The organism is Arthrobacter sp. MDT2-3, assembly GCF_059090465.1.
This window is the reverse complement of the sequence record NZ_JBNHFS010000004.1, coordinates 168,625-191,371: the sequence shown is the minus strand read 5'-3', so window position 1 is coordinate 191,371 and position 22,747 is coordinate 168,625. Positions and strand designations below refer to the sequence as shown.

Below are 22,747 nucleotides of genomic sequence, written 5' to 3'. Positions count from 1 at the left end.
CTCGTCATAGGTGCCGACCGTGGCCCGAAGGAGGGCCAGGGACCGGCCGGCTTCTTTTCATCGAAGTCGTCCAGGTCCGCGTGGCTCCCGATATCTTGCAGGACAGGCTGCGCAAGCGAGGCCTCGAGCGCAACCCTGTCAAGCTCGCACAGTGGGACGAGTACTGGGCTGAGCACGGCGACCAACTCTGCTCCTGGACAGATGTTCCAGTGACGGAGCTGGGTGCACCGCGCAAACAGGCGAGCCCGATGATCAGCGGAACGACGACGCTCATCGCGCACCTGGGATATCCCACGCACACGTTCAAGTCGTCTCTGATCTGCAACCCATGGTTTGAAACGCACGCGATCGATGCAGTCGTCGTCCCCATGGGGATCAAACCGGAGGACTACCCCGACTTCTTCCGCTCCGTCTTCACGCTAACCAACATCCGAGGTGCGCTTGTCACCATGCCGCACAAGGTGGTCACCATGAACCTCGTCGACGAGGTTAGCCCAACTGCCCAGATCGCCGGTGCCACCAATGCCGTCCTCAGGCGAGATGACGGATCACTGTTGGCCGAGCAGTTCGACGGAGCAGGCTTCGTCCGCGGCGCCCTGCGCAAAGGATTCGACCCTCACGGCAAGCGGGCACTGGTTGTCGGCAACGGCGGCGTGGGCTCGCCGATCGCCGCCTCACTGGCCGGCCTCGGACTTGCCGGCATCGGCTTGTTCGACCCCGATACAGGTGCCTCCGACGCGCTCGCCCAGCGCATCAGCGCGCACTACCCTGACGTGCAGATCGCCATGGGGTCCAAAGATCCGGAGGGTTACGACCTGATCGTCAACGCCACCCCGCTCGGCATGAGGGACGGTGACCCCATGCCTGTCGACATCGACCGGATCACGCCCGGCTCCTATGTCGGGGACGTCGTGCTGAAGGCCGGAATGACCCCATTCCTGCAGGCCGCCAAGCAGAAGGGATGCACAGTTCAGGTGGGCAGCGACATGCTGTTCGAGATGATCCCCGCTTACCTCGAGTTCTTCGGATTCGGTACTGCGACAGCCGAAGAACTGCGCACAACAGCGCAACTGCCCTTATGAAGAAAGGCCTCCGTGACGATGAGGTGGTTGTGAGTCGACCCAAGGCATCCCTTAACCGATAAAGATCCCTTGCGACAGTGATGCGCCTCAGGTCCATTCGTGGGTCATCTTTTCCTTGCTACCCCTACTACCCAGGCTGCCGCAAGGTACCTCAGCTGTTCGGAGCGTCAACGATGGGATTCGGCTTCCAGGTCTTCCATGACCCATGCCAGAACAGCGAGTTCATACTTGCGTGAGTCCGACGACTCCCTGCGCTTCAACGACTGAAACCACGCCGAAGACCCCATTTCAGGGGTACTCCGCCGCCCGTTTTCCAGAGCCGATAGTGTATCTTCGGTCAAGCTGCGGCCGAGGCTGCTACTGCACAACAAAGGTGCCAGCGGGGGAGCTACGTTCAGGAGCTCGCCAGGCGGAGGTTCGAAGTCGACTAAGTCAGCTGCCTATTAGTGCAGGTTGAGGCTTCGTCTGGTCTGCAGCCGGAGTTCCAGGTCGTTCATGACAATAGCTGCCAGGTTTTCGAGCGTCTGGGTGTCTTCACTGCTGAATTCTCTTGGCTTCTGGTCCAGTACGCAGAGGGTGCCGAGGTTGTAGCCATCAGGCGTGCGGAGCGGCACGCCAGCATAAAATCGCATGCCCGATTCCCCCGCGACCAGAGGGTTAGCCAAGGTGCGTGGATCGGTGGCAGCGCTTTCTATAACCCATGCATGATCCTGGAGGATTGCTGAGGCACAGAGTCCGGGATCTCGGCCGATCTGCTCAACGTCGGTGCCGTACCGCGCCTTGAACCAGATACGGTCGTGGTCAACGATGCTGACGATGGCGACCGGGACCGAAAACAAACGCGCGGCGACGGCTACAACCCTGTCAAAGGTCCCATCGGGGAGGGTGTCCAGGATTCGGTACCGGTGAACGGCCCTCATCCTGGCCTCTTCGTTCTCTACAGATTCCAAGGATCCCGTACGGCGCCTGCCTGAACTGCTAGCGATTTCTTGTCGTAATGCCAATGACACTTCCAAGGCCGCCGGGCGGGCGGCAGGATCGCGGGCAAGCATAAAGGTCAGCAGTCTGACCCACTTGGGTGCGATGTCTGCCGGGATCTGGGGATCGCGCAGCAACCGTGCCAGTGCTGACTGGATAGGTGCGCCCGGGTAAGTCACCTTCCCGGTCAGTCCTTCCAACAGCACGAGGCCAAGTGCATAGACATCGCCGGCCGCGCCTGAGGGTTCACCGGCCGCCTGTTCCGGACTGAGGTAATGGGGAGTGCCGGACGAATCCCCTTCGAAGGTTTCGTGACCTTCTCCCAGCAGCAGGGCGACACCAAAGTCGCTGAGCTTTGCTCGGTTTCGGCTCTCGCCGCCGGTACCTTCGACGAGCAGAACATTCGCGGGTTTGACGTCCCGGTGCACGATGCCGTGGTGGTGGATGTAAGCCAAGCCATCAGCCAGATCATGCCCGATGCTAGCCATCCGTGCGGCCGACATCGGACCGGCAGCACCCCTGCTCCGGAGGTCAGGGCCCCGAACGAGTTCCATCACTAGGTAGCTGCGCGGATCCTGCGGGTCACTTAGATCTGCACCGGCGTCGAGAAGGGTCACAAGCGCCGGGTGGCTCATCCCTGCCAGGATGCGCACCTCCGCTTCCTGCCGGCGGACCTGCTCCAAGTCACCGTGGTGCCGGCGGAACACTTTCACCGCAACGTCCCGTCGAAGTAACTCATCAACGGCACGGTAGACGCTTGACTGCGCTCCCACACCAATCAATTCGTCGATCCGGTACCGGCCGCTGAGCAGGTACCCGCTCTGTATCGAACCTGCCATCATCATCCTTACGTCCTGGATTCATCACCGGGCGTGCAGACGTCCTCGGCTCTCCGCCTCAGCGGTCCGCGGGAGACCGACCATGGCCGGTAGGGACTGATAAAGCAGCTTGGGCTACATCGTAAACGAGTTCCGCCACCCTTGGCAGACCATCCATCTGTTCCCTGCAAGGGCACGCCAGAAGAACAAACCGTTGGGCCGCTTGAGGATGATCTCAGATCCGCCGCCTCAACGCCCCATCATGACCACAAGGGCGGTTTAGGGGCTTCTTTACCGGAAGCCCCTATTTGGACCGAATCAGGTCAAGCAGAGCCGGCAGCCTTGTAACACCATCCTCTGCCATGAAGTGTCTTGCTCCCGGGTAGACCTCCAGACGTGCACTTAGACGTCTGGCCAGGTCATCGGATGCTTCCGGCGGCACGAAAGGATCCGTGTCGGAGCGAAATACTGTTCGTTCCCGAATGCTCGTTGCCACCCGCTCAACGGCAACGTCAGTTGCGAGGAAACCATCGAGTTCCGGCAATGCTTCCAGTGGTTCAATGAACCCGGCGACCAAGACGAGACCACCCAGCTCCCAAGGTTCCGGCTGTGTCTCGAGTACCCGTAGGACGGTGACCACGCCGAGGGAATGTGCTACAACCACTGTTGTCGCATCCGGCACTCCTAGTGCCGTGCTGACTGCGTTCTCCCAAGCTGCTTTGCCAGGATCGTCCGGGTCGGGGAGTGGAACGACTGTGACTCCTATGCCCTCAGCTTCAAGGGCGCTTTGAAGCCAAGGGAACCAGTTTGCATCCGGAGACGATTGATATCCGTGAACGATGACGACGCGCTGGACGGGTCGAACCGGGACATTATTGGCTGGGGCCTTCATAGGCAAAGACTCTAGAGGTTCAGCTGGCATCCCAGTTATCCGCGGGCGAGTACCGCCACCGTACGCCCGCGTCGCGTAAGGCCCCGGGCCTTAAATTGCGCTGTTTTTCATTCGGACGCTGACGGTACACGCCCTTACCCCTCAGGCCGTGACCGTACTGCGCTTGGCGGGTGGCGGAATGCATCTGCTGTCAGGGCGCATGGTCCCGGTCCTCGTCGTTAATGAAAACCTGCACCGCCACGACGTGGGCTTCTGTCAGGCCCTCCTCAGGGTTAGGCTTCTCCAGCAGGACGGGTTGGTGGTGCTGGTGAGCCCAGTCGTGCACGTCAGCCTCCAGTGCATCGTCGATCCACACAATGGCGTCCCAGTCAGCGCCGCCTTCGGCCTCCATCTTGTTCAACCACCTGGATACTGACCCCAGCTTTGGCGTCTGCTGGTCCTCATCGTCCGGCTCCGGCATGATCTCCACGCGCAGCGGTTTCACCTCAAGCTGCAGCTGCGCTTCGAGGCTGTCCACAAGATCCTCATTTGACGTCGATACCCACGCGAGCCTCCCTTTGGTGGCGAGCCGACGCACCAGGGCAACCTTTAAATCCGAGAGCAGCACATTCTTCCCATCAGACTCGTCACCCGGCTGAAGCTTGGGGTTGAGCACGCCGTTGATGTCGAGGAGGATGATCGGCTTCATGACCGAGACCATAGCCGCTCCGCAGACAGGAGGGTAGTCTTTTACGTTCTACTTTGCCCGTTCTCTGGGGCGGATGCCGCCACTACGGGGTTTTACGCCGGTCACTCACCTAACCATTTAATCGCTGATAACGGATCTTTCGTAAAGCTAGGCTGTATATTCCTGCAAAGGAGCGCCCGGCCATTAGGAACGCCACCAACCACAGCACGACCACTGATGCCGTCGGACCCCGCTCCAAACGATTCCCTGATCTGGATCGGTAGAAACGACAGAGGCTGCACCATCCAGCTTGCCCGCGCGCCGCTGTCGCACAGGCATTGGTTGCATCTATGGAATAACCCATACCCGATGTACGCGTATTACGGATATTCCGTCAGCCTGCCTCGGCAAGGAGCCGTGTCAGCTTGGAGGTGCCGCTGTGAAAGGCTGCAGTATGGACAACTCATCTCGGGAACATGACCTCGTTCTCTACGGAGCGACGGGTTTCGTTGGCCGACTGATCGCCAGCTACGTCGCGGAGCATGCACCGGCCGGTATGCGAGTCGGACTCGCGGGCCGGTCCAGGTCCCGACTCGAGGCAGTTCGGTCGCAGTTGCCGGTCGAGGCGCACGGATGGGCCCTCATCGAAGCCGACACGGAGGACGCGGACTCAATCGCCGCCATGGCCGCGAACACACGCGTGCTCTTCACAACCGTCGGTCCATACGCGAAACATGGACTCCCCGTCGTCGAGGCCTGCGCACGGGCCGGTACCCACTACGCCGACCTCACGGGTGAGGTGTCCTTCATCCGGGAGGCAATCGATCGCTACGACGCTCTGGCCAGGACGAGCGGGGCCAGGATCGTGCACTCCTGCGGCTACGACTCTGTGCCGTCCGACCTCGCCGTACTGCTGCTTCATCAGGCGGCAGAAGCCGACGGCGCTGGCGGTTTGGTCGAGGTCCAACTCGTTGCCAAGGCCAAGGCTGGCATCAGCGGAGGCACGCTCGAATCGATGCGCGGGCAGCTCGACGCGATGCGATCAAGCACCGCCCTGAGGGCATTAGGCGCGGACCCCTACGCTCTCAGCCCTGACCGCACACGGGAGCCGACGACACAACAGCCTCCTGACGCCGGTCCTGTGCGCCGTTCCGATGACGGCACCTGGACCGCGCCATTCATCATGGCCCCGGTCAACACTCGGATAGTGCGCCGCAGCAACGCATTGCAGGGCTGGGCCTACGGCCGCTCCCTTCAGTACGGCGAGGTGATGGGGGTGGCCCGCGGACCGGCAGGAGCGGTTATCGCCAGGGCAACGGCGCTCGGAATCCGGGCATTCACTGGCGCTATGGCGTTCCCGCCGACCCGGCGGGTGCTCGACCGCTGTCTTCCTGCACCAGGTACGGGTCCGAGCGCCAGCACGCGGCGCGCGGGCTGGTTCCACTCCCAGGTCACCGCCCACACCGAGGACGGGCACCGATACCAGGCGATTACAGCTGGCCACGGTGATCCCGGCTATGCCGCCACTGCCGTGATGGCAGGGGAGACTGCACTCGCTCTTGCCCTCGACGGCGACCGGCTACCGACCGCGAAAGGGTCGCTGACACCGGCCACTGCACTCGGCAACGTGCTCATACAGCGACTCCGCGCCGCCGGCCACACTTACCAGGTAACCAAACTCGCCTGAACCCAGGTCCTGCAGGTCAGCTGATAGTGGGGCAATCAGTGACTGGACCTAGCTAACGAGCGTCACGAGCGGGTGTCGAGGTAGTGCAAAATCGCCCGGGCCGTTTCCTCCGGAGCGCTGACGTGGGGGCAGTGCCCGGTGGCCTGAAGCTGCACCAGGGTGCTGTGTTCCAGATTCTTGTGCAGGTAGGCGCCCACTTCCGGCGGGGCAAGCCGGTCGTTGGAGCACTGCAATATCAGGCAGTTGGTGCGCACCTTTTTCAGTTCAGGGCGGGTGTCGGAAAAGAAGGTTACCCCGGCGAAGTGCCGTGCGATGGACGGGGTTGTCCGGCAGAAGCTGACACGCAGGTCCTCCGCTAATTCCGGCTCCTGCGGGTTGCCCATAACCAAGGGCGCCACGGCCGCGGCCCACGCGAAATAGTTGCTGTCCAGAGATGCCAGCAGGCCCTCGATGTCTTCCCGCGAAAACCCACCCACGTAGCCGTCGTACGGGTCATCTGTATGACGGGGTGAAGGAGCAAGCAGGACCAGTTGGGAGAAACGGTCGGGGTCCTGCACCGCGGCGATCACGGCGATCATCGTGCTGACACTGTGGCCCACCAGGATGACGTCCTCAAGTTCAAGGGCGGCGCAAATCTCCAGCAGGTCCGACGCGTAGCCATCCAGGGACCCGTACTTCTCCCAGTCATAGGCGCTGATGTCGGAGTGTCCTGCACCCACATGATCAAAAAGCACCAGCCGATAATCATCAACGAAATAAGGCAGCAGCTTCCGCCACATAGCCTGATCGCAGCCAAAACCGTGGGCAAACATCATCACAGGCCCATCACCCCGGCCTGTTATGGTGACATTGTTCCGGCGGATTACCGCAGCAGCTGCTTCGATCACGTTCTCACTTACCCTCGCGTAGGGTGTTGTCCTGCCCCAGACTATCCACGGGAGATAGTGAATCCTAGAATCCTCCCGTTATGGCCTTCAAGGTGACGTCGATTCCGCCCATGATGTTGTGTCACCACGCATCCGTAGCTTTGGAAGTATCCCCGGCACCCAGGCCAGGGCAAACCAGAATAACGGAGCCCGAGATAGCCATCACCCGGTCCAAACTCAGCGGAGCTGCAGGCACTGTCGCCACAGCCACCGGACTCAGCCAACGCCGCCTAGTGCCCAACTCTTGGCTCAGAAGGAATCACAATTCCTACAGGACACTGACGGAAACGGCCAGCCGGAGGACAAGGAATAGTAGTGTGCGGTTCCGGGCCGGCCGCGGCTGCAGCCGGCCCGGAACCATCAATCAATCAGCGCAGGTCGAAGCGGTCCAGCTCCATCACCTTCACCCAGGCCGCCACGAAGTCGTTCACGAACTTCTCCCTGCCGTCGTCGCTCGCGTAGACCTCGGCGATCGCCCGGAGCTGCGAGTTGGAGCCGAACACCAGGTCCACCGGCGTGGCGGTCCACTTCAGTTCGCCGGTGGCGACGTCGCTGATTTCGTAAACGTTCTCCTCCGCCTCCGACGCCTTCCACTTGGTGCCCGGTGAGAGCAGGTTGGCGAAGAAGTCGTTCGTCAGGACCTGGGGCCTGTCCGTGAAGACCCCATGGCTGGAACCGCCCAGGTTGGTGCCGAGGGCGCGCATGCCACCGACGAGCGCCGTCATCTCCGGGGCGGAGAGGTCCAGCAGGTACGCCTTGTCCAGCAGGAGGGTCTCCGGCTGGAGCTTCTCGCCGGGGCGCACGTAGTTACGGAACCCGTCCGCCCGCGGCTTCAGGTACTGGAACTGCTCGACGTCGGTCTGCTCCTGGGCGGCGTCGGTGCGGCCTGGCCGGAACGGCACAGTGACGGCGAAACCTGCGTCCCGCGCAGCCTTTTCCACCGCGGCGCAGCCGCCGAGGACGATCAGGTCCGCCAGCGAGACCTTCTTGCCCCCGGCCTGGGCTGCGTTGAATTGCTGCTGGACCGTCTCAAGCGCCTGCAACGCCGTCGAAAGCTGCTCCGGCTCGTTGACCTCCCACCCGCGCTGGGGCTCCAGCCGGATCCGTGCCCCGTTAGCGCCGCCGCGCCGGTCGGTCTTGCGGAAGGTGGACGCCGCGGCCCATGCCGTAGTGGCGAGCTGAGAGACGGACAGGCCCGAGTCCAGCAGCCGGGCCTTGAGCGAGGCGATGTCCTGCTCATCGATCAGCTCGTGGTCCACTGCCGGCACCGGGTCCTGCCAGAGCTGGGCCTCCGGGACCCACGGCCCGAGCATGTGCGGGCCAACAGGGCCCATGTCGCGGTGCAGCAGCTTGTACCAGGCCTTGGCGAAGGCGAGCGCGAACTCGTCAGGGTTCTGCAGGAAGCGCCGGCCAATTTCCTCGTAGACCGGGTCGAAGCGCAGCGACAGGTCCGTGGTCAGCATGGTGGGGCGGTGCTTCTTGTTGGGGTCGTGGGCGTCCGGGATGATCTCCGGCGCATCCTTGGCAACCCACTGGTGGGCGCCGGCAGGGCTCTTGACCAGCTCCCACTCGTATTCGAACAGGATTTCCAGGAAGCGGTTGCTCCACTGCGTGGGCCGGTCGGTCCAGGTGACTTCCAAACCGGACGTGATCGTGTCCGCCCCCTTCCCGCTGCCGTAGGTGCTGAGCCAGCCCAGGCCCTGCGTCTCGAGGTTTGCGCCCTCCGGCTCGGGACCTACGTGCGCGTCGGCGTCACCGGCGCCGTGGGTCTTGCCGAACGTGTGCCCGCCGGCGATCAGCGCGAAGGTTTCTTCGTCGTTCATCGCCATCCGCTTAAACGTCTCGCGGATGAAAGCTGCCGCCAGTTTGGGATCCGGGTTGCCCATCGGCCCCTCGGGGTTAACGTAGATCAGGCCCATCTCCGTGGAGCCGACCTCCTCCGACATCTGCCCCTCGCCGATGTACCGTTCGTCGCCGAGCCAGGTATCCTCCGGCCCCCAGAAAATCTCCTCGGGCTCCCACACGTCTTCGCGGCCGAAGGCGAAGCCGAACGTCTTGAATCCCATGGACTCGAGGGAGACGTTGCCGGCCAGGACCAGCAGGTCCGCCCACGAGAGCTTCTGGCCGTACTTCTGCTTGACGGGCCACAGCAGCCGGCGGGCCTTGTCCAGGTTGGCGTTGTCCGGCCAGCTGTTGAGCGGCGCGAACCGCTGGCTGCCGTCACCGGCACCGCCGCGGCCGTCGTGGACGCGGTAGGTGCCGGCGGCGTGCCAGCTCAAGCGGATCATCAGGCCGCCGTAGTGGCCGAAGTCCGCCGGCCACCAGTCCTGGGAGGTGGTGAGGACCTCGGTGATGTCCTGCTTGAGCGCCTCGACGTCGAGCTTCTGGAACTCTTCGCGGTAGCTGAAGCCAGTGCCGAGCGGGTTGCCCTTGGGGTTATGGCTGTGGAGCACCGAGAGGTCCAGCTGGTTGGGCCACCAATCGGCGACGGTCCGCGGCCGGTGCCCCTTGGGCTGCGGCGAGTCGATGGCCGGGTTTTCACTCTCGCTGCCGTGCGAGGTGACGCTGCCATGCGCCACCGGGCATCCGCCTTCAACCTTGCTGTCCAGGCCTTGGGCACTTCCGGGGGTGGGGATCGGGGGGTGTTCCGGGCGATCGGTCATGTGCTTCCTTCCATATGGCCGAGGCCGTGGAGCGGACTCGGGCGGCCGGTTCAACCTTCCCATTTGACCATGGACGGCGTGTAGGTGGGAGAACCCGTCCGCCATGAGAGAAATGGCGGTATTGCCGTTGCACTTAAGTAATCTCCAGCTCCCGTTACGGGGCCGCTAGTGCGCTGCGCCGAGCTCGATGAGCAGGACACCGCCGATAATGAGCGCCAGCCCGAGCATCATGATGGGCGTGATCGCCTCCTTGAAGAAGACCCGGCTGGCAAGGGCCGTCAGTGCGACGCCGGCCGCGGCCCAGATGCCGTAGGCAACTCCGAGGCTCATTCCCTGGTCCAAAGTCAGGGTGAGGAGCGTGAACGCCAGGAAGTACCCGACGCCGACAGGTATGTACCAGCGCCGCTTACCGGTGGATGCGACGCGCAGGAACAGGGTGGCCGTTACCTCGGTGAGGATTGCCGCCGACAGCAACAGCCACATCATGAGCGTGCCATTTCTTTTGCCGGTTCTTTTGCAGGCTCTTCATGCGATCCGAGTTCCACGCAGAGCACGCCGGCGATGACCATGGCGACGCCGATCATCATCACCGGCGTCAGCGCTTCACCAAAGATGAGGGCAGCCAGCAGCACCGTGAGCGTCACTCCCAGTGCAGCCCAGATGCCGTAGGCGACGCCGAGTCCCAGGCCTTTGCGGAGGACCGCCGCGAGGAAAGCAAAGGAAGCGGAATAACCGAGAACAACCACGATGAAGAAGGCAGGATTATCCAACGCCGCTTTCAAGGAGAGGGACGCCGTCACCTCACTCAGAATCGCGCCGGCGAGGAGAATCCACTTCATGAAATTAGTCCTTGAGATTTCGTTGGGGCTTGGTCCCCGTGTGTGCAACGGCGCGAATGCTTCCGGTGTTCCCGGGCATCCCACCGGTCAAGGCAGGCGGGTAGCCCGGGACGGTTGGTTAAGCCTGGGGGAGGAGCTCCAGCCCCGCGACAGCTGAGCTGCCGAGGTCACTCCTGGTGAGGGCCTGCCGTGCGGCCAGGGCATCGGTCCAGGTATCAGTATCGGCCACCGCTGCCCAGTTCGAGTTCAGCAGCGCGAGCAGTGTCGTGTGCACGGTCTTCGCGTCGGCGGAACCGGCATCGTTGGCGAGGTTGATGGCGCCGGTGGCGTCTGAGAGGACCTCGGTGGTGAAGCCGAGGAACTCTGCCTCCACGGCGGAGGCGAGCACGCAGTTGTTGGTCATGTAGCCCACAAAGGAGACCGTGTCGACGTCGTGCTTCCGCAGCCAATCGGCAAGGTCAGTACCGGCGTAAACGGAGCCGTACCGCTTGACGAGCGACTTCCACTCACCGGTTTTGCGACGTTCAATCTCGGGGTGCAGCTCGAAAGTGGGTGTGCCGGGTGCAAAGACAGGTGCACCTTCGCCCGCGGAGTGCTGGATGACGGCAATAGGAATGCCTGCGGCGGTGGCGGCGTCAACTGCCTTCGCGATGGTGGGCAGGGATTCCTGGTGCGGCGGGTACTGAATTTCGAGGGGGCCGCTGAAGTACTGCTGCTGCACGTCGATGAGGATGAGGGCGCGGCGGGGGGTGCTCATATTCTTGGTTCTCCCTGGTGGTTCTCTCGGCTGCCTTCTGGCAACTGTTCCAGTCTTCCCGGTGCCGATCCCGGCCAACAGTGGCACGAAGGCAGATGTACGATGGATTCGGGTCAAAGTAGTGGAAGGGGCCAAATGAGGATCGCCGTCTACGCCTTCAATGGGGCGACAATGTTTCACCTCGCTGCTCCGCAGATGGTTTTTGACGAGGTGGCCCGTCAAGGCCTTGCCGAGTGGAAGACCTTTCTTTTCTCTGATGAGGAAGGCGAGGTAACAACCGCTGAGGGTTATCGCCTGGGCGAGGTGAAAGGGCCCGGGGCAGCAGAAGAGGCCGACGTCGTGGTGGTGCCCTCCTGGTTCGACGACGGGCGCGTCCTCAGCGATTCGCTGCGGCAGGTGCTTCAAGGGGCACACGGGCGTGCGGTCCCGATTCTAGGGTTGTGCCTTGGTGCGATTCCCGTTGCTGATGCGGGGTTGCTCGCAGGGCGTCGAGCAGTTACGCATTGGCAGGCCTTTGATTCCCTTGCCGGACGGCACCCGGATATCGCCCTTGATCAGTCGGTGCTCTACATCGACCACGGCGATGTCCTGACCTCCGCCGGCACGGCCTCTGCGCTGGATGCTTGCCTGCACCTTGTGCGTACCAAACTTGGAGCGGAGGCAGCGAACCAGGTGGCACGCAGCCTAGTCATCGCTCCACACCGGGAGGGCGGACAGGCGCAATATATCGAGCGTCCTGTTCCTTCCCGCTCCACCGACGAACCAATCTCGCGCCTGCTCGAATGGGCCCTCGGCCATCTGGGTGAACCACTGACCATTGACCTGCTTGCGGCGCAGGCGCACCTGAGCCGACGCACCTTTGTCCGCGCGTTCCGGGCAGCAACGGGGACGACGCCGGCCGCCTGGATCCGCGCCCGCCGCCTTGACGCAGCACGGCGGCTACTCGAAACCACAGACCTGTCGATAGACCAGATCTCTGCCGACTGCGGATTCGGCAACGCCGTCACCCTCCGGCAGAACTTTGCAGCCGCCTTTTCCACAACGCCAACGGAGTACAGGCGCCATTTTGACGCGCGGGTTGTCTAACGCCCAGGTGTGTCCCTGCGCTCGCTGTGGTCTTACCAGTACGGCTCACCGGATAAGCCTTAATTCTTTTCGGCAGTTTATGACGCTACCGTCGGGCCCGTCACAGCTCTGAGGGCCTTTGACCAGCCAAGATACGAACTGAAGCCCGGGAGGGCAACTACGGCAGCCGGGCGCGGCCTCGTTGCGGCTGTCGGAGGTCCTAGGTGCGCCACCATTTCAGGCGTACAGTCCGCAGTATCGCACCCTCACAACTTGTCAGGCAGTGCTTTGGGCGTTTGCCCGCTGGGGGAAGGAACTGCCATGCAACACAAGTCTGCGCAACAACAGGGGTCACGTCAGCACAGATCGGGAGCGTCCCGCCGTCGAAAAGCAGCAATGGCAGGGGGTGCCGCAGGCGCAGTTCTCCTGGCCGTGGCCTTCGTGGCGCAGCAGTCGCCGGCGTTCGCTGCCACTGCGGTAGGTCTGGGCACTGCCACCTCCTACTCCGTCCTTGCCGGCTCCGCTGTGACCAACACCGGCCCGTCCACGCTTCAAGGTGACCTGGGCGTCAGTCCAGGGACTGCTATCACGGGATTTCCGCCCGGCATTGCTGCGGGAGCCAAACACGCAGCAGATGCGGTGGCACTCCAGGCACAGTCAGATGTGACCACTGCCTACAACGCAGTGGCGGGACAACAGGTAACCACCAGCGTTTCCGGGGACCTTGTTGGGCTGACCCTCACAGAAGGTGTGTACAGGTCCACCAGTTCGCTGGCCCTCACGGGCCAGCTCACCCTGGATGGCCAAGGGAATCCCAACTCCGTCTTTGTCTTCCAGGTGGCTTCGACACTGATCACCTCTTCCGCCAGCAGCATCATCCTGACCAACGGTGCCTTGGCCTGCAATGTGTTCTGGCAGGTAGGCAGTTCAGCCACCCTGGGGACGGCATCAAGCTTCAAAGGGACCATTCTTGCGCTCACCTCCATAACAGCGGAGACCAACGCGAGGGTGGAAGGGCGGCTACTTGCCCGCAACGGGCAGGTATCACTGGATACGAATGTGATCACCAGCCCCGGCTGCGTGCCAACGTCAACAACGTCGCCGCCCACCACGGACACGCCGACGGTGACAGTCACCCCGACGGCGTCAGCCACAGATACAGCAACGCCGACGGACACAACCTCGGAAAGCGCCACAGCGACTGGGGCCGCAACCGGTTCCGCCACTACGACGCCGACCTCAACAACCACGGACGGCCCGACGGCGACTGCCACCACAGACGCACCGGGGGCCAACGGCACTGAATCTTCTGCTGCTACAGCGGCAGTGCCACTGGCGGGAACTGGAGGCGGGGGCAGGAACCAGGGCACGAACGTTGATACGGCGGCAAGCCTTTCAAACGGAGGCCCCGGGGCTCTCGGCGCACTGGTTGCCGGCCTTGCCGTAACGGCTGCAATCGTATTTGGGGTCCGGTTGATGGCAGGCAGGCGCCGGAGCAGCTAGGAGCAGGGGAATGCGGCGGGGAGCTGTTCAGGGAGGCCGGCACCGCCGGCTGCCCGGCCCTAGGCACCTGGCGGAGGGGCCGTCGTCGGCCGGGCGCCTTGGTTCTCGAAGGCGAAAGGCGGGGAACCCGGGCCGGGTTGCTGCCATCCTTTCCCTCGCTGGCGCGGTAGCCCTGGCTGTAGTGCTCCTGGGCGGCGGCGGGTCCTCACCGCCAAGAGGTCCTGAGGCCCTGCCGCCGTCCACGCTGCCTGCTGGTCCGCATACTTCCGGACCAGCAGTTGTTCCAAAGCCGGCCCAGCCTGCCAACCGCTCGGAAACCCCGCCGCTCGCCGCAAGCCCGCCACTATCCGTGGAGGAAAGTGCGTCGCGGGAGGCTGCAAGCTCGCCACCCCTGCACATCACCTATGCCGCCGTCGGGATGGATCAGACCGTCCTGCCGCTGTCACCGACGGACGAGGAGATGAGGTCCAGTTCCATCGTTCCTCCCTACACCGCGGACGCCTACTGGCTCACCCCTTACGGCGTCCCCGGCGCGGGAACCACCAATACGACGTACATCGTCGGGCACAGCTGGGAGGGACGCCCTTCCCCCTTCAACGAGATCAGTTCCCGCGCAACGCCCGGCGATCAACTGACTGTCACCACAAGTCAGGGACCCCTGGTCTTTGTCATCGACCAGATCACCACCGAGTACAAGGACACGCTCAAGGACAGTGCCATCTGGGATAAGGTCCCCGGCCGGCTTGTCCTCATCAGCTGCTACACGGAGGATCTTTGGGGTAAGAACATCATCGTCCAGGCCAGCCCGCTACCTGCTGGTTAGGTCAAACTATCCGAGACCGCTCTAACCACGAGGACCGACATGACCGCAGAACTTTTACAGGGCATTGAGCGCTTCACCGTGACACAGAAGCTCACCCTGATGGTGAATCGCTATGAAATACGTTCCGTGACCGCGGACGGGCAGGCCGGGCACCTGCTCGCCGTCGCCCAGCAGAAGCGGGCCGCTTTCAAGGAGCAGGTGACCTTCTACCAGGACGAGTCAAGGACCACGCCGATCTTCTCCTTCAAGGCCCGGCAACGCCTCGACCTCGGCGCCACGTACGACGTGCTGGACGCCACTGGACAACCGATCGGCAGCTTCCGAAAGGACTTTGCCAAGTCCCTGCTGCGATCGACGTGGCACCTCGAAGCGTCCGGGCTCAAACTCACCGGAAGTGAACGCAACGTTGGTGTCGCCATCGGCCGGCGCATATGGGAAGCGACGCCGATTGGTGATGCGGTCCCTTCGCCCTTCCGTTTCCACTTCGACTTTGTGGACTCGAACGGAGAAGTGCTCATGACATCAGAACGGGGAAAGTCCCTGCGCGATCGATACCTCATCACCCTTCCAGGCGCACGACTCGATGGCCGGGTTGCGGCGGCTATGGCAGTCGCACTGGATGCTTTGCAGTCGCGATAGACCGGCCCAAGCGATAGGACGAGACGCGGCAGCCCAGGAGCGGCTGCGCCCTCGGTGAACCCGCCCAACTTCTCCTCCGAAGGCACGGCTCCACCCCAGCCTCCGGACGTAAACTGACCTTCGCATCACGTCCCGTGAGCCCTGGACCAGGAGCCGCGCATGCTCTGGAAACTGCTAGTTGAATACCTGCGGCCGCACCGGAAGCTGCTGGCCGCCGTCGTGGTTTTCCAGCTGGCGCAGTCCATCGCGTCCCTGTACCTGCCCACCCTGAACGCGGACATCATCGACGAGGGCGTGGCCAAGGCGAACATCGGCTACATCCTGAGCCTCGGCGGCGTAATGCTGGCGATCACCCTGCTGCAGATCGTGTGCGCGGTGATCGCGGTGTATTTCGCGGCGAAGGCGGCGATGGGCGTGGGCCGGGACCTTCGCGGCGCGATCTTCAAAAGGGTGGGGGAGTTCTCCGAGCAGGAAGTCACCAGGTTCGGCGCGCCAAGCCTCATCACAAGGTCCACCAACGACGTCCAGCAGGTCCAGCAGCTGGTCCTGATGTCCGCCACCATGCTGGTCACCGCGCCCATGCTCAGCATCGGCGGCGTCATCATGGCCATCAGGCAGGACGTGCAGCTGTCCTGGCTGATCGCCGTCGCGGTCCCGGTGCTGCTCATTGCCGTCGGCCTGATCACCGTCCGGATGGTGCCGCTGTTCCGCAAAATGCAGAAACGGATCGACACCGTGAACCGCGTCCTCCGCGAGCAGCTCACCGGTATCCGCGTGGTCCGCGCGTTCGTCCGCGAGGACATCGAAACCGAACGCTTCGCCCGCGCCAACGAGGACGTCACGGACACCGCCCTGCGCGCCGGCCGGCTGATGGCGCTCGCGTTCCCCGTGGTGATGCTGGTGCTGAACGTCTCCAGCGTGGCCGTCATCTGGTTCGGCTCGTTCCGCATCCAGGACGGCTCCATGCAGGTGGGCACGCTCATCGCGTTCCTGAGCTACCTGATCCAGATCCTGATGTCCGTCATGATGGCCACGTTCATGGCCGTGATGATCCCGCGCGCCGCCGTCTCGGCCGACCGAATCGGCGAGGTGCTGCGCACCAAGTCCAGCGTCCGGCCGCCTGCCAACCCGGTGAGCAGTGAGGTGCGGCGCGGCGAGCTGGAAATGCGCGACGTCGGATTCGCCTACCCGGGTGCCGACCAGCCGGTCCTCTCCGGCGTCAGTTTCACCGCCAGGGCGGGGCAGACGACGGCGATCATCGGCAGCACCGGATCCGGCAAGACCACCCTGGTGAACCTCATGCCCCGGCTGTTCGACGCCACCAGCGGGGCCGTGAATATGGACGGCGTGGACGTGCGCGAGCTGCACCCGGACCTGCTCTGGGGGCACATCGGCCTGGTCCCGCAGCGGCCCTACCTGTTCAGCGGCACCGTGCGCAGCAACCTGCTCTACGGCAAGCCGGACGCCACCGAGGACGAGCTCTGGACCGCCCTGGAAATCGCCCAGGCCAAGGAGTTTGTGGAGCGCATGGACGAAGGACTGGACGCGCCCATCAGCCAGGGCGGCACCAACGTCTCCGGCGGGCAGCGGCAGCGGCTTGCCATCGCCCGGGCCCTGGTGAAGCGGCCCGAGCTCTACATCTTCGACGACTCGTTCTCCTCGCTGGACACCGGCACCGACGCCCGTCTCCGCCAGGCCCTCAAGCGCAGCACCGCCGGCGCCACGCTGGTGATCATCGCCCAGCGCGTCTCCAGCATCGTGGACGCGGACCAGATCCTAGTGCTCGACGACGGCAGGATCGTGGGGCGCGGAACGCACAGTGAGCTGCTGGAGACCTCGGAGACGTACCGCGAAATCGTCTCCTCCCAGCTGGCGGCGGAGGAGACGGTATGAGCCGGCAGCCCTCTCCCGCACCCGGCACCAAAGCCGCACCCGCCTCCACAAATGGAAGCGCCGACGTCGTACGCATTCCCCGTCCGGCGGGCGGACCGGGGAGGGGCGGGCCGTTCGCGGGGATGAACGTCCCGGCGGAGAAGGCGATGAACTTCTGGCCGTCCGCCAAACGGCTGCTGGGGAGGCTGCGGCCGGAACGGGCGTGGTTACTGCTGGTGTTCATCACGGCGGTGGCCGGGGTGGCGCTCTCGGTAATCGGGCCGCGGCTGCTGGGGGAGGGCACCAACCTGATCTTTGCGGGGGTGGTGTCCCGGGACCTGCCGGCGGGGACCAGCAAGGAGCAGGTGATTGCGCAGCTGCGGGCGGCGGGGGAGAACCAGCAGGCGGACATGCTGACACCCATGGCGCTGACGCCGGGGCAGGGGATCGACTTCGCCGCGTTGGGGAATGTGCTGACGTGGGCGCTGGTGCTGTATGTGCTGTCGTCGGCGTTTATGTGGGTGCAGGCGTATGTGCTGAACGGGGTGGTGCAGCGGACGGTGTTCGGGCTGCGCGGGGAGATCGAGGCGAAGATCCACCGGCTGCCGCTGCGGTATTTCGACTCAATCCAGCGCGGTGAGCTGCTGAGCCGGGTGACCAACGACGTGGACAACATTTCCCAGAGCCTGCAGCAGACCATCAGCCAGGCGGTCACGTCGGTGCTGACCGTGGTGGGCGTGCTGGTGATGATGGTGATCCTGTCTCCCACGCTGGCGCTGATCGCGCTGGTGACCATTCCGCTGACGCTGGGGATCACGGCACTGATTGCCAAGCGCTCGCAGAAGCTGTTTGTGGCGCAGTGGAAGAACACGGGGGAGCTGAACGGGCAGATCGAGGAGACGTACACCGGGCATGCGCTGGTGAAGGTGTTCGGCCGTCAGCGCGAGGTGGAGGAGCGGTTCCGGCAGAAGAACGCGGAGCTGTATGACGCGAGCTTCGGGGCGCAGTTCATTTCCGGGCTGATCATGCCAGCCATGACGTTCATCGGGAACCTGGTGTACGTGGGGATTGCCGTGGTGGGCGGGCTGCAGGTGGCGTCCGGGGCGATGCAGATGGGCGATGTGCAGGCGTTCATCTAGTACTCGCGGCAGTTCACCATGCCGCTGGCGCAGCTGGGGTCCATGGCGAACCTTCTGCAGTCCGGGGTGGCATCGGCGGAGCGGGTGTTCTCTTTGCTGGATGAGGACGAGGAATCTGTTGAACCTGCCCCGTCTACTGGTCCTGTGTTTGGGCGGGGGCGGCTGGTGTTTGAGGACGTGTCCTTCTCCTACTTGCCGGACAAACCGCTGATCTCCGGGCTGTCGCTGGTGGCGGAGCCGGGGCAGACGGTGGCGATTGTGGGGCCTACGGGGGCGGGCAAGACCACGCTGGTGAACCTGATGATGCGGTTCTACGAGCTGGATGCCGGGCGGATAACGCTCGACGGCGTGGACGTCACCTCGGTGCCGCGGCGCGAGCTGCGCTCGCGGCTGGGGATGGTGCTGCAGGACACATGGCTGTTCGGCGGGACGATTCGGGACAACATCGCGTACGGGCGGCCTTCGGCTTCCGAAGACGAGATCCTGGAGGCGGCACGGGCGACGTATGTGGACCGGTTCGTTCGTTCCCTGCCGGACGGGTATGACACCGTGCTGGAGGACGAGGGGTCCAACGTGTCCGCGGGGGAGAAGCAGTTGCTGACGATTGCGCGGGCGTTCCTGGCCCGGCCTTCTGTGCTGATCCTGGATGAGGCGACATCTTCGGTGGATACCCGGACGGAGGTGCTGGTGCAGAAGGCGATGAGCGCTTTGCGGTCCGACCGCACGTCCTTTGTGATCGCACACCGCCTGTCCACGATCCGCGACGCCGACCTCATCCTGGTGATGGAGGCAGGACAGATCGTGGAGCAGGGAACCCACGCTTCACTGCTTGCTGACGGCGGGGCGTACGCGCGGCTGTATGAGGCGCAGTTCGCGGCTCCTGTGGCGGAAGTATGAGCTTGTGCGCCGGTCGGCTAGCTCCGCCTGGCTGTTGTTCCTTTTTGGATTGCAGCAGCGGGATACGTCGTCGTCGAATCGCCGGACAGGACCCACGTTATAGAAGCTATTGAGAAAAGGCGCCTACCCGATCGGTCCCCCCGTCGGTTCGCCTGAAGGAATGACCAGAGGTGCATGAACTATGAGCCGGGTGCGAATAGGCCAGCATAGTGTCTCGACATCGTGCATCCCAGACCCGAAACCCCTTGGGCAAGCGTGCTCGGCAGCAACCTTCCGATTAAATTTTAAGACCCCTTCACCGGTGTGTGAGAATATCCGTTTGGGGCCTATTGACGACTTTATCCTTGCTGCCTGACGTCAGATTTGAGTGTGCTCCTATAAGTATGGAGTCTGGCTTGTGAAGATCGAAACCGGCGCGACACGGACCCGTGATTAACTGGGTTCGGGCGTAGGCCAAAGACGTACTTCTGATGGTCCCAGCCTGTGCGCTGCCCGGCTGAGTATCTCATGTCTATTTCGACACATGAGTCTACGCGTTGGTGCAAACGTCTGAAAGCGAGGCAATGCCGCCATGGCCGATATTTTGAAGGCACTCATCCTCCCGGGGCACATGACCCGGGAGCACGACAATGAGTACCGCAGCTTCCGGTTACACAACCAATGGCTGACAACGGTCCCGGAGGACACCGGCCGCTTCCGTGTCCGGTAGTTGAGGACCCCAGCCGTATCCCTTGCTTACGCAGCTGGCTGTAAAAGTACCCGGGCCCATCCATGCGTTCGCCCCCGGTGACGGCGACGGCCCCGGCATCGACGGCCGCTGATATGAGGGCCTGGACATCATCGCGGGCTCCGGGCTTGATGAGCAGGGTCTTTATTTGTGCACAGTTTGTAGGCAGTGGGACTTGATGGATCGGGCGGGCCAAATGGTTCAGGCTCGCCTGACTGTCTGCTGTGCGGCTTCCCATTCCGTTGCCGTCATACAGCCCACTGTGCAGGCCTCACAACGCGCACTCCGGACCGTCTTCACGTCCCCAGCACTCCCGCTTAACTGTCAAGGGCTCTTTAGGAGTGTGGCAGGATCAACTCATGGCACTTCTACCCGGCGAACCTATCGACTTGAGCCCAATTCCACCTAATGCTGATCGACCCGCGGATGAATTCATAAATGAGAAGTACGTGCGTGGTGAAGTTAGAATTGTTACCGAGCAGGCGCGATACCCACTAAATTCGATACCGGGTCTACTGGAAAGCGGAAGCTATCTTCTCCGACCCGAGTATCAGCGGCGACACAGGTGGTCAATCGAAAAGAAGTCGCGGTTGATTGAATCATTGGTGATGAACGTGCCAATACCTCCAATATTCCTATATGAGTACGAATTTGGAAAGTACGAGGTTATGGATGGTTTGCAACGTCTGTCTACGATTAGTGACTTTTACAACAATGAGTTTGGTCTTAAAGGCCTTGTGGAGTGGCCCGAGTTGATGGACCGCACTTACTCGACCCTGCCCTCAAGCATTCGAGCGGGGATTGACCGTAGATATCTATCTTCAATTATTCTTCTCCAAGAGACTGCCAAAAATGCACAGCAGGCTCAGAATCTAAAGCAGCTCGTATTTGAGAGAATAAATAGTGGTGGAGAAAAGCTGACACCGCAGGAGTCGCGAAACGCTATCTATGGCGGGCGCATGAATGATTTGTGCTTGCAGTTGTCTCGCGAGCCAGCCCTAAGTCTTACTTGGGGAATACCGATAACCGCTGGACTCGCAGGCGCGGAGGAAGACGATGAGCTCCTTGAAAATGATCTCTATCGTGAAATGTTCGATGTCGAGTTAGTGCTACGTTTTTTTGCTTTCCGACAGGACTCCTCGCATTTGCGACGAGCACTGCGAGACTATTTCGATTCCTATCTGAAGGCAGCTAATAATTTCGACCACAGTACCCTCGATCGGCTGGGCGACATTTTCAAGCAAACAATATCTCTTGCTTATGACTTGTTTGGTGAGCGAGCATTTTGGTTATGGAGGCAGCGAAACGGTCGTTGGAATTGGTATAGCAGGCCCACGACCGTTGCTTATGACACTATGATGTGGGTGCTCAGTCAGCGGTTGAATGAAGCCCCCGAGCTACGAGCACGTGCAGAACTGCTGCAAAAGTCACTGCCGGACTTTTACGAAGCAAACTACGAGCAATTTGCTGGCAGATACACAAATCCATCAAACATACTAGACCGCCGAAGCCTATTTGCGGATTGGTTGGATAAAACCGCGTTTGGCAGAACCTCATGAGGGCTGTTTTGGTGCAGTTCCAGCGGTCATTAGACGATCTTAATGCACTGCTTGCTAGAGATTCGCTCGAGGTACGTTTATTGGCTCACTCGGAAGATAAGGACCTTCCTGATGAAGTCGCGGAATTGCTACGTAAATATAAATTGAGTATCGACCCTTATTCCCTCAGTCAAGCGCAATACTCTATGCAACTTGTTCTTTTGTATGGCGCCTTCGAGCGTTTTATTGAAGGAATGATTGTTGAAACAGCGAATGCGCTATCTAGCGTAGTTCCAGAGTTCAATAAATTGCCTCTTCAGATACAGGAAAATCATCGAAAGAAGTCGATTGATGCTCTAAGGGATGAGCTATGGCTGAGTCGGCAGACTGACAATACTCTGAGTAAGCGGTTGATTGAAAATCTTAGTACATGTGAGAGTAGGTCCTCGAACTACTCCATAAACTCTTGGGCGTATGCTCGCCACAGTGCAAACTACCGAAGGACGTTGATTGATGAAGCTTTCCGCGATCTAGGAGTCGATCGTATATGTGAGAAAACAAGGTGGACCTCTCCCTATACTGATTTTATAGCTGCGCTTCCGGCTATATCGAAAATCGCGGGCGATGGGCTTTCGACGGTAGATGATTTAGCTGAACGTCGAAATGAAATTGCACACGGAAGTGCAATGGAAGTAATGGGACCGCAGGATTTGGGCACCTATTTAAAGTATTTTGAAGTATTTGCCGCTGGCCTTTATATGAGTTTGAAGAACTATCTAACTCGCTACCTTGTGGAGCATCGTTCGCTACACGTCGGGCCGATAGCCGCAGTTCATTACGGTAAGGTCGCAGAAATTAAAGCCAGCGTACTTCGCCAGGGGACGTCTTTGGAGGTAGGCGATAAAATTGCCGCTGGCTTTGGTTCGGGTGACGAATTTCGCCTCGGTACAATCGAAAGTCTTCGGATCGAGGCCGGGGATGTCTCTATGCTTCGGTGGAGCGACGGTTTGCATGCAACCATCGGAACAGATTTGAAGTTACGAGATGGGCACGAGCTTTATCTGATCGAATCCTCTAATGCCACGGCTGCGTCACTAGCTGCTCCTTGGCCTTAACTATTTGTGTCGAATGATGGCCGGCACCTGTCACTTCTTGCATTTTTAGTCCGTCAATCGTCACGGCGACTATCGGGGCCGCCCACCCCGTGTCGCGAAACATCGCGACCGTAAGCGGCT

18 protein-coding genes and 1 pseudogene are annotated in these 22,747 nt (G+C 61.8%); 11 read left to right on the top strand and 8 right to left on the bottom strand.

The window, feature by feature from the left end:
• Window positions 1–80: 80 nt before the first annotated feature.
• Window positions 81–1,082: a shikimate dehydrogenase family protein gene (locus AC5RUQ_RS13615; RefSeq protein WP_493947868.1), complete on the top strand. Its 1,002-nt coding sequence runs from the start codon at window positions 81–83 to the stop codon at window positions 1,080–1,082.
• A 443-nt stretch (window positions 1,083–1,525) separates the two neighbouring features.
• On the opposite strand, the gene AC5RUQ_RS13610 is transcribed toward AC5RUQ_RS13615, so the two are convergent.
• From AC5RUQ_RS13610 to AC5RUQ_RS13600, 3 genes are all read right to left on the bottom strand, one after another.
• Window positions 1,526–2,899 (bottom strand): protein kinase domain-containing protein, encoded by a 1,374-nt coding sequence (locus tag AC5RUQ_RS13610; protein WP_493947867.1) that lies wholly within the window; start codon window positions 2,897–2,899, stop codon window positions 1,526–1,528.
• 283 nt (window positions 2,900–3,182) lie between these two features.
• Window positions 3,183–3,770 (bottom strand): RBBP9/YdeN family alpha/beta hydrolase, encoded by a 588-nt coding sequence (locus tag AC5RUQ_RS13605; RefSeq protein WP_493947866.1) that lies wholly within the window; start codon window positions 3,768–3,770, stop codon window positions 3,183–3,185.
• Between the two features lie 190 nt (window positions 3,771–3,960).
• On the bottom strand, window positions 3,961–4,458 hold the full coding sequence (locus AC5RUQ_RS13600) for an HAD domain-containing protein (protein ID WP_493947865.1): 498 nt from the start codon (window positions 4,456–4,458) through the stop codon (window positions 3,961–3,963).
• A gap of 433 nt (window positions 4,459–4,891) precedes the next feature.
• Between AC5RUQ_RS13600 and AC5RUQ_RS13595 the strand changes: the two genes are divergently transcribed.
• Complete coding sequence (locus AC5RUQ_RS13595; protein ID WP_493947864.1) at window positions 4,892–6,124, top strand: saccharopine dehydrogenase family protein; 1,233 nt, start codon at window positions 4,892–4,894, stop codon at window positions 6,122–6,124.
• Window positions 6,125–6,186: 62 nt separating this feature from the next.
• Here the strand turns inward: AC5RUQ_RS13595 and AC5RUQ_RS13590 are convergent, their stop codons facing one another.
• The 5 genes from AC5RUQ_RS13590 to AC5RUQ_RS13570 all read right to left on the bottom strand — a co-directional run bounded on the left by AC5RUQ_RS13590 (window position 6,187) and on the right by AC5RUQ_RS13570 (window position 11,309).
• Window positions 6,187–7,011, bottom strand: coding sequence for an alpha/beta fold hydrolase (locus tag AC5RUQ_RS13590; RefSeq protein WP_493947863.1), 825 nt, complete (start codon window positions 7,009–7,011; stop codon window positions 6,187–6,189).
• 407 nt (window positions 7,012–7,418) lie between these two features.
• Window positions 7,419–9,713 carry a catalase/peroxidase HPI gene (katG, locus tag AC5RUQ_RS13585; RefSeq protein WP_493947862.1) on the bottom strand — a complete coding sequence of 765 codons (2,295 nt, stop codon included), beginning with the start codon at window positions 9,711–9,713 and terminating at the stop codon, window positions 7,419–7,421.
• Window positions 9,714–9,878: 165 nt separating this feature from the next.
• Window positions 9,879–10,199 (bottom strand): DMT family transporter, encoded by a 321-nt coding sequence (locus AC5RUQ_RS13580; protein WP_493947861.1) that lies wholly within the window; start codon window positions 10,197–10,199, stop codon window positions 9,879–9,881.
• Window positions 10,196–10,552 (bottom strand): DMT family transporter, encoded by a 357-nt coding sequence (locus tag AC5RUQ_RS13575; RefSeq protein WP_493947860.1) that lies wholly within the window; start codon window positions 10,550–10,552, stop codon window positions 10,196–10,198. Before AC5RUQ_RS13575 ends, AC5RUQ_RS13580 begins: the two co-directional genes overlap by 4 nt.
• 118 nt (window positions 10,553–10,670) lie before the next feature.
• On the bottom strand, window positions 10,671–11,309 hold the full coding sequence (locus tag AC5RUQ_RS13570) for an isochorismatase family protein (protein WP_493947859.1): 639 nt from the start codon (window positions 11,307–11,309) through the stop codon (window positions 10,671–10,673).
• A 135-nt stretch (window positions 11,310–11,444) separates the two neighbouring features.
• Between AC5RUQ_RS13570 and AC5RUQ_RS13565 the strand changes: the two genes are divergently transcribed.
• The 9 genes and pseudogenes from AC5RUQ_RS13565 to AC5RUQ_RS13525 all read left to right on the top strand — a co-directional run bounded on the left by AC5RUQ_RS13565 (window position 11,445) and on the right by AC5RUQ_RS13525 (window position 22,627).
• Window positions 11,445–12,395 carry a GlxA family transcriptional regulator gene (locus AC5RUQ_RS13565; protein ID WP_493947858.1) on the top strand — a complete coding sequence of 317 codons (951 nt, stop codon included), beginning with the start codon at window positions 11,445–11,447 and terminating at the stop codon, window positions 12,393–12,395.
• A 375-nt stretch (window positions 12,396–12,770) separates the two neighbouring features.
• Window positions 12,771–13,877 (top strand): ice-binding family protein, encoded by a 1,107-nt coding sequence (locus AC5RUQ_RS13560; protein ID WP_493947857.1) that lies wholly within the window; start codon window positions 12,771–12,773, stop codon window positions 13,875–13,877.
• A gap of 349 nt (window positions 13,878–14,226) precedes the next feature.
• A complete protein-coding gene (locus AC5RUQ_RS13555) occupies window positions 14,227–14,700 on the top strand; it encodes a class F sortase (RefSeq protein ID WP_493947856.1) in 474 nt (157 codons plus the stop codon).
• Between the two features lie 39 nt (window positions 14,701–14,739).
• Entirely contained in the window at window positions 14,740–15,339 is a 600-nt protein-coding gene (locus AC5RUQ_RS13550) for an LURP-one-related family protein (protein WP_493947855.1), read from the top strand.
• A 159-nt stretch (window positions 15,340–15,498) separates the two neighbouring features.
• Entirely contained in the window at window positions 15,499–17,232 is a 1,734-nt protein-coding gene (locus AC5RUQ_RS13545) for an ABC transporter ATP-binding protein (RefSeq protein WP_493947854.1), read from the top strand.
• A pseudogene (locus AC5RUQ_RS13540) lies at window positions 17,229–19,247 on the top strand (ABC transporter ATP-binding protein). The gene AC5RUQ_RS13545 and the pseudogene AC5RUQ_RS13540 overlap by 4 nt, the downstream one beginning before the upstream one ends.
• 571 nt (window positions 19,248–19,818) lie before the next feature.
• Window positions 19,819–19,956: a hypothetical protein gene (locus tag AC5RUQ_RS13535; protein WP_493947853.1), complete on the top strand. Its 138-nt coding sequence runs from the start codon at window positions 19,819–19,821 to the stop codon at window positions 19,954–19,956.
• A gap of 377 nt (window positions 19,957–20,333) precedes the next feature.
• Window positions 20,334–21,533 (top strand): GmrSD restriction endonuclease domain-containing protein, encoded by a 1,200-nt coding sequence (locus tag AC5RUQ_RS13530; RefSeq protein WP_493947852.1) that lies wholly within the window; start codon window positions 20,334–20,336, stop codon window positions 21,531–21,533.
• Window positions 21,530–22,627, top strand: a complete 1,098-nt coding sequence (locus AC5RUQ_RS13525; RefSeq protein ID WP_493947851.1) for a HEPN domain-containing protein — start codon at window positions 21,530–21,532, stop codon at window positions 22,625–22,627. Before AC5RUQ_RS13530 ends, AC5RUQ_RS13525 begins: the two co-directional genes overlap by 4 nt.
• Window positions 22,628–22,747 lie beyond the last annotated feature (120 nt).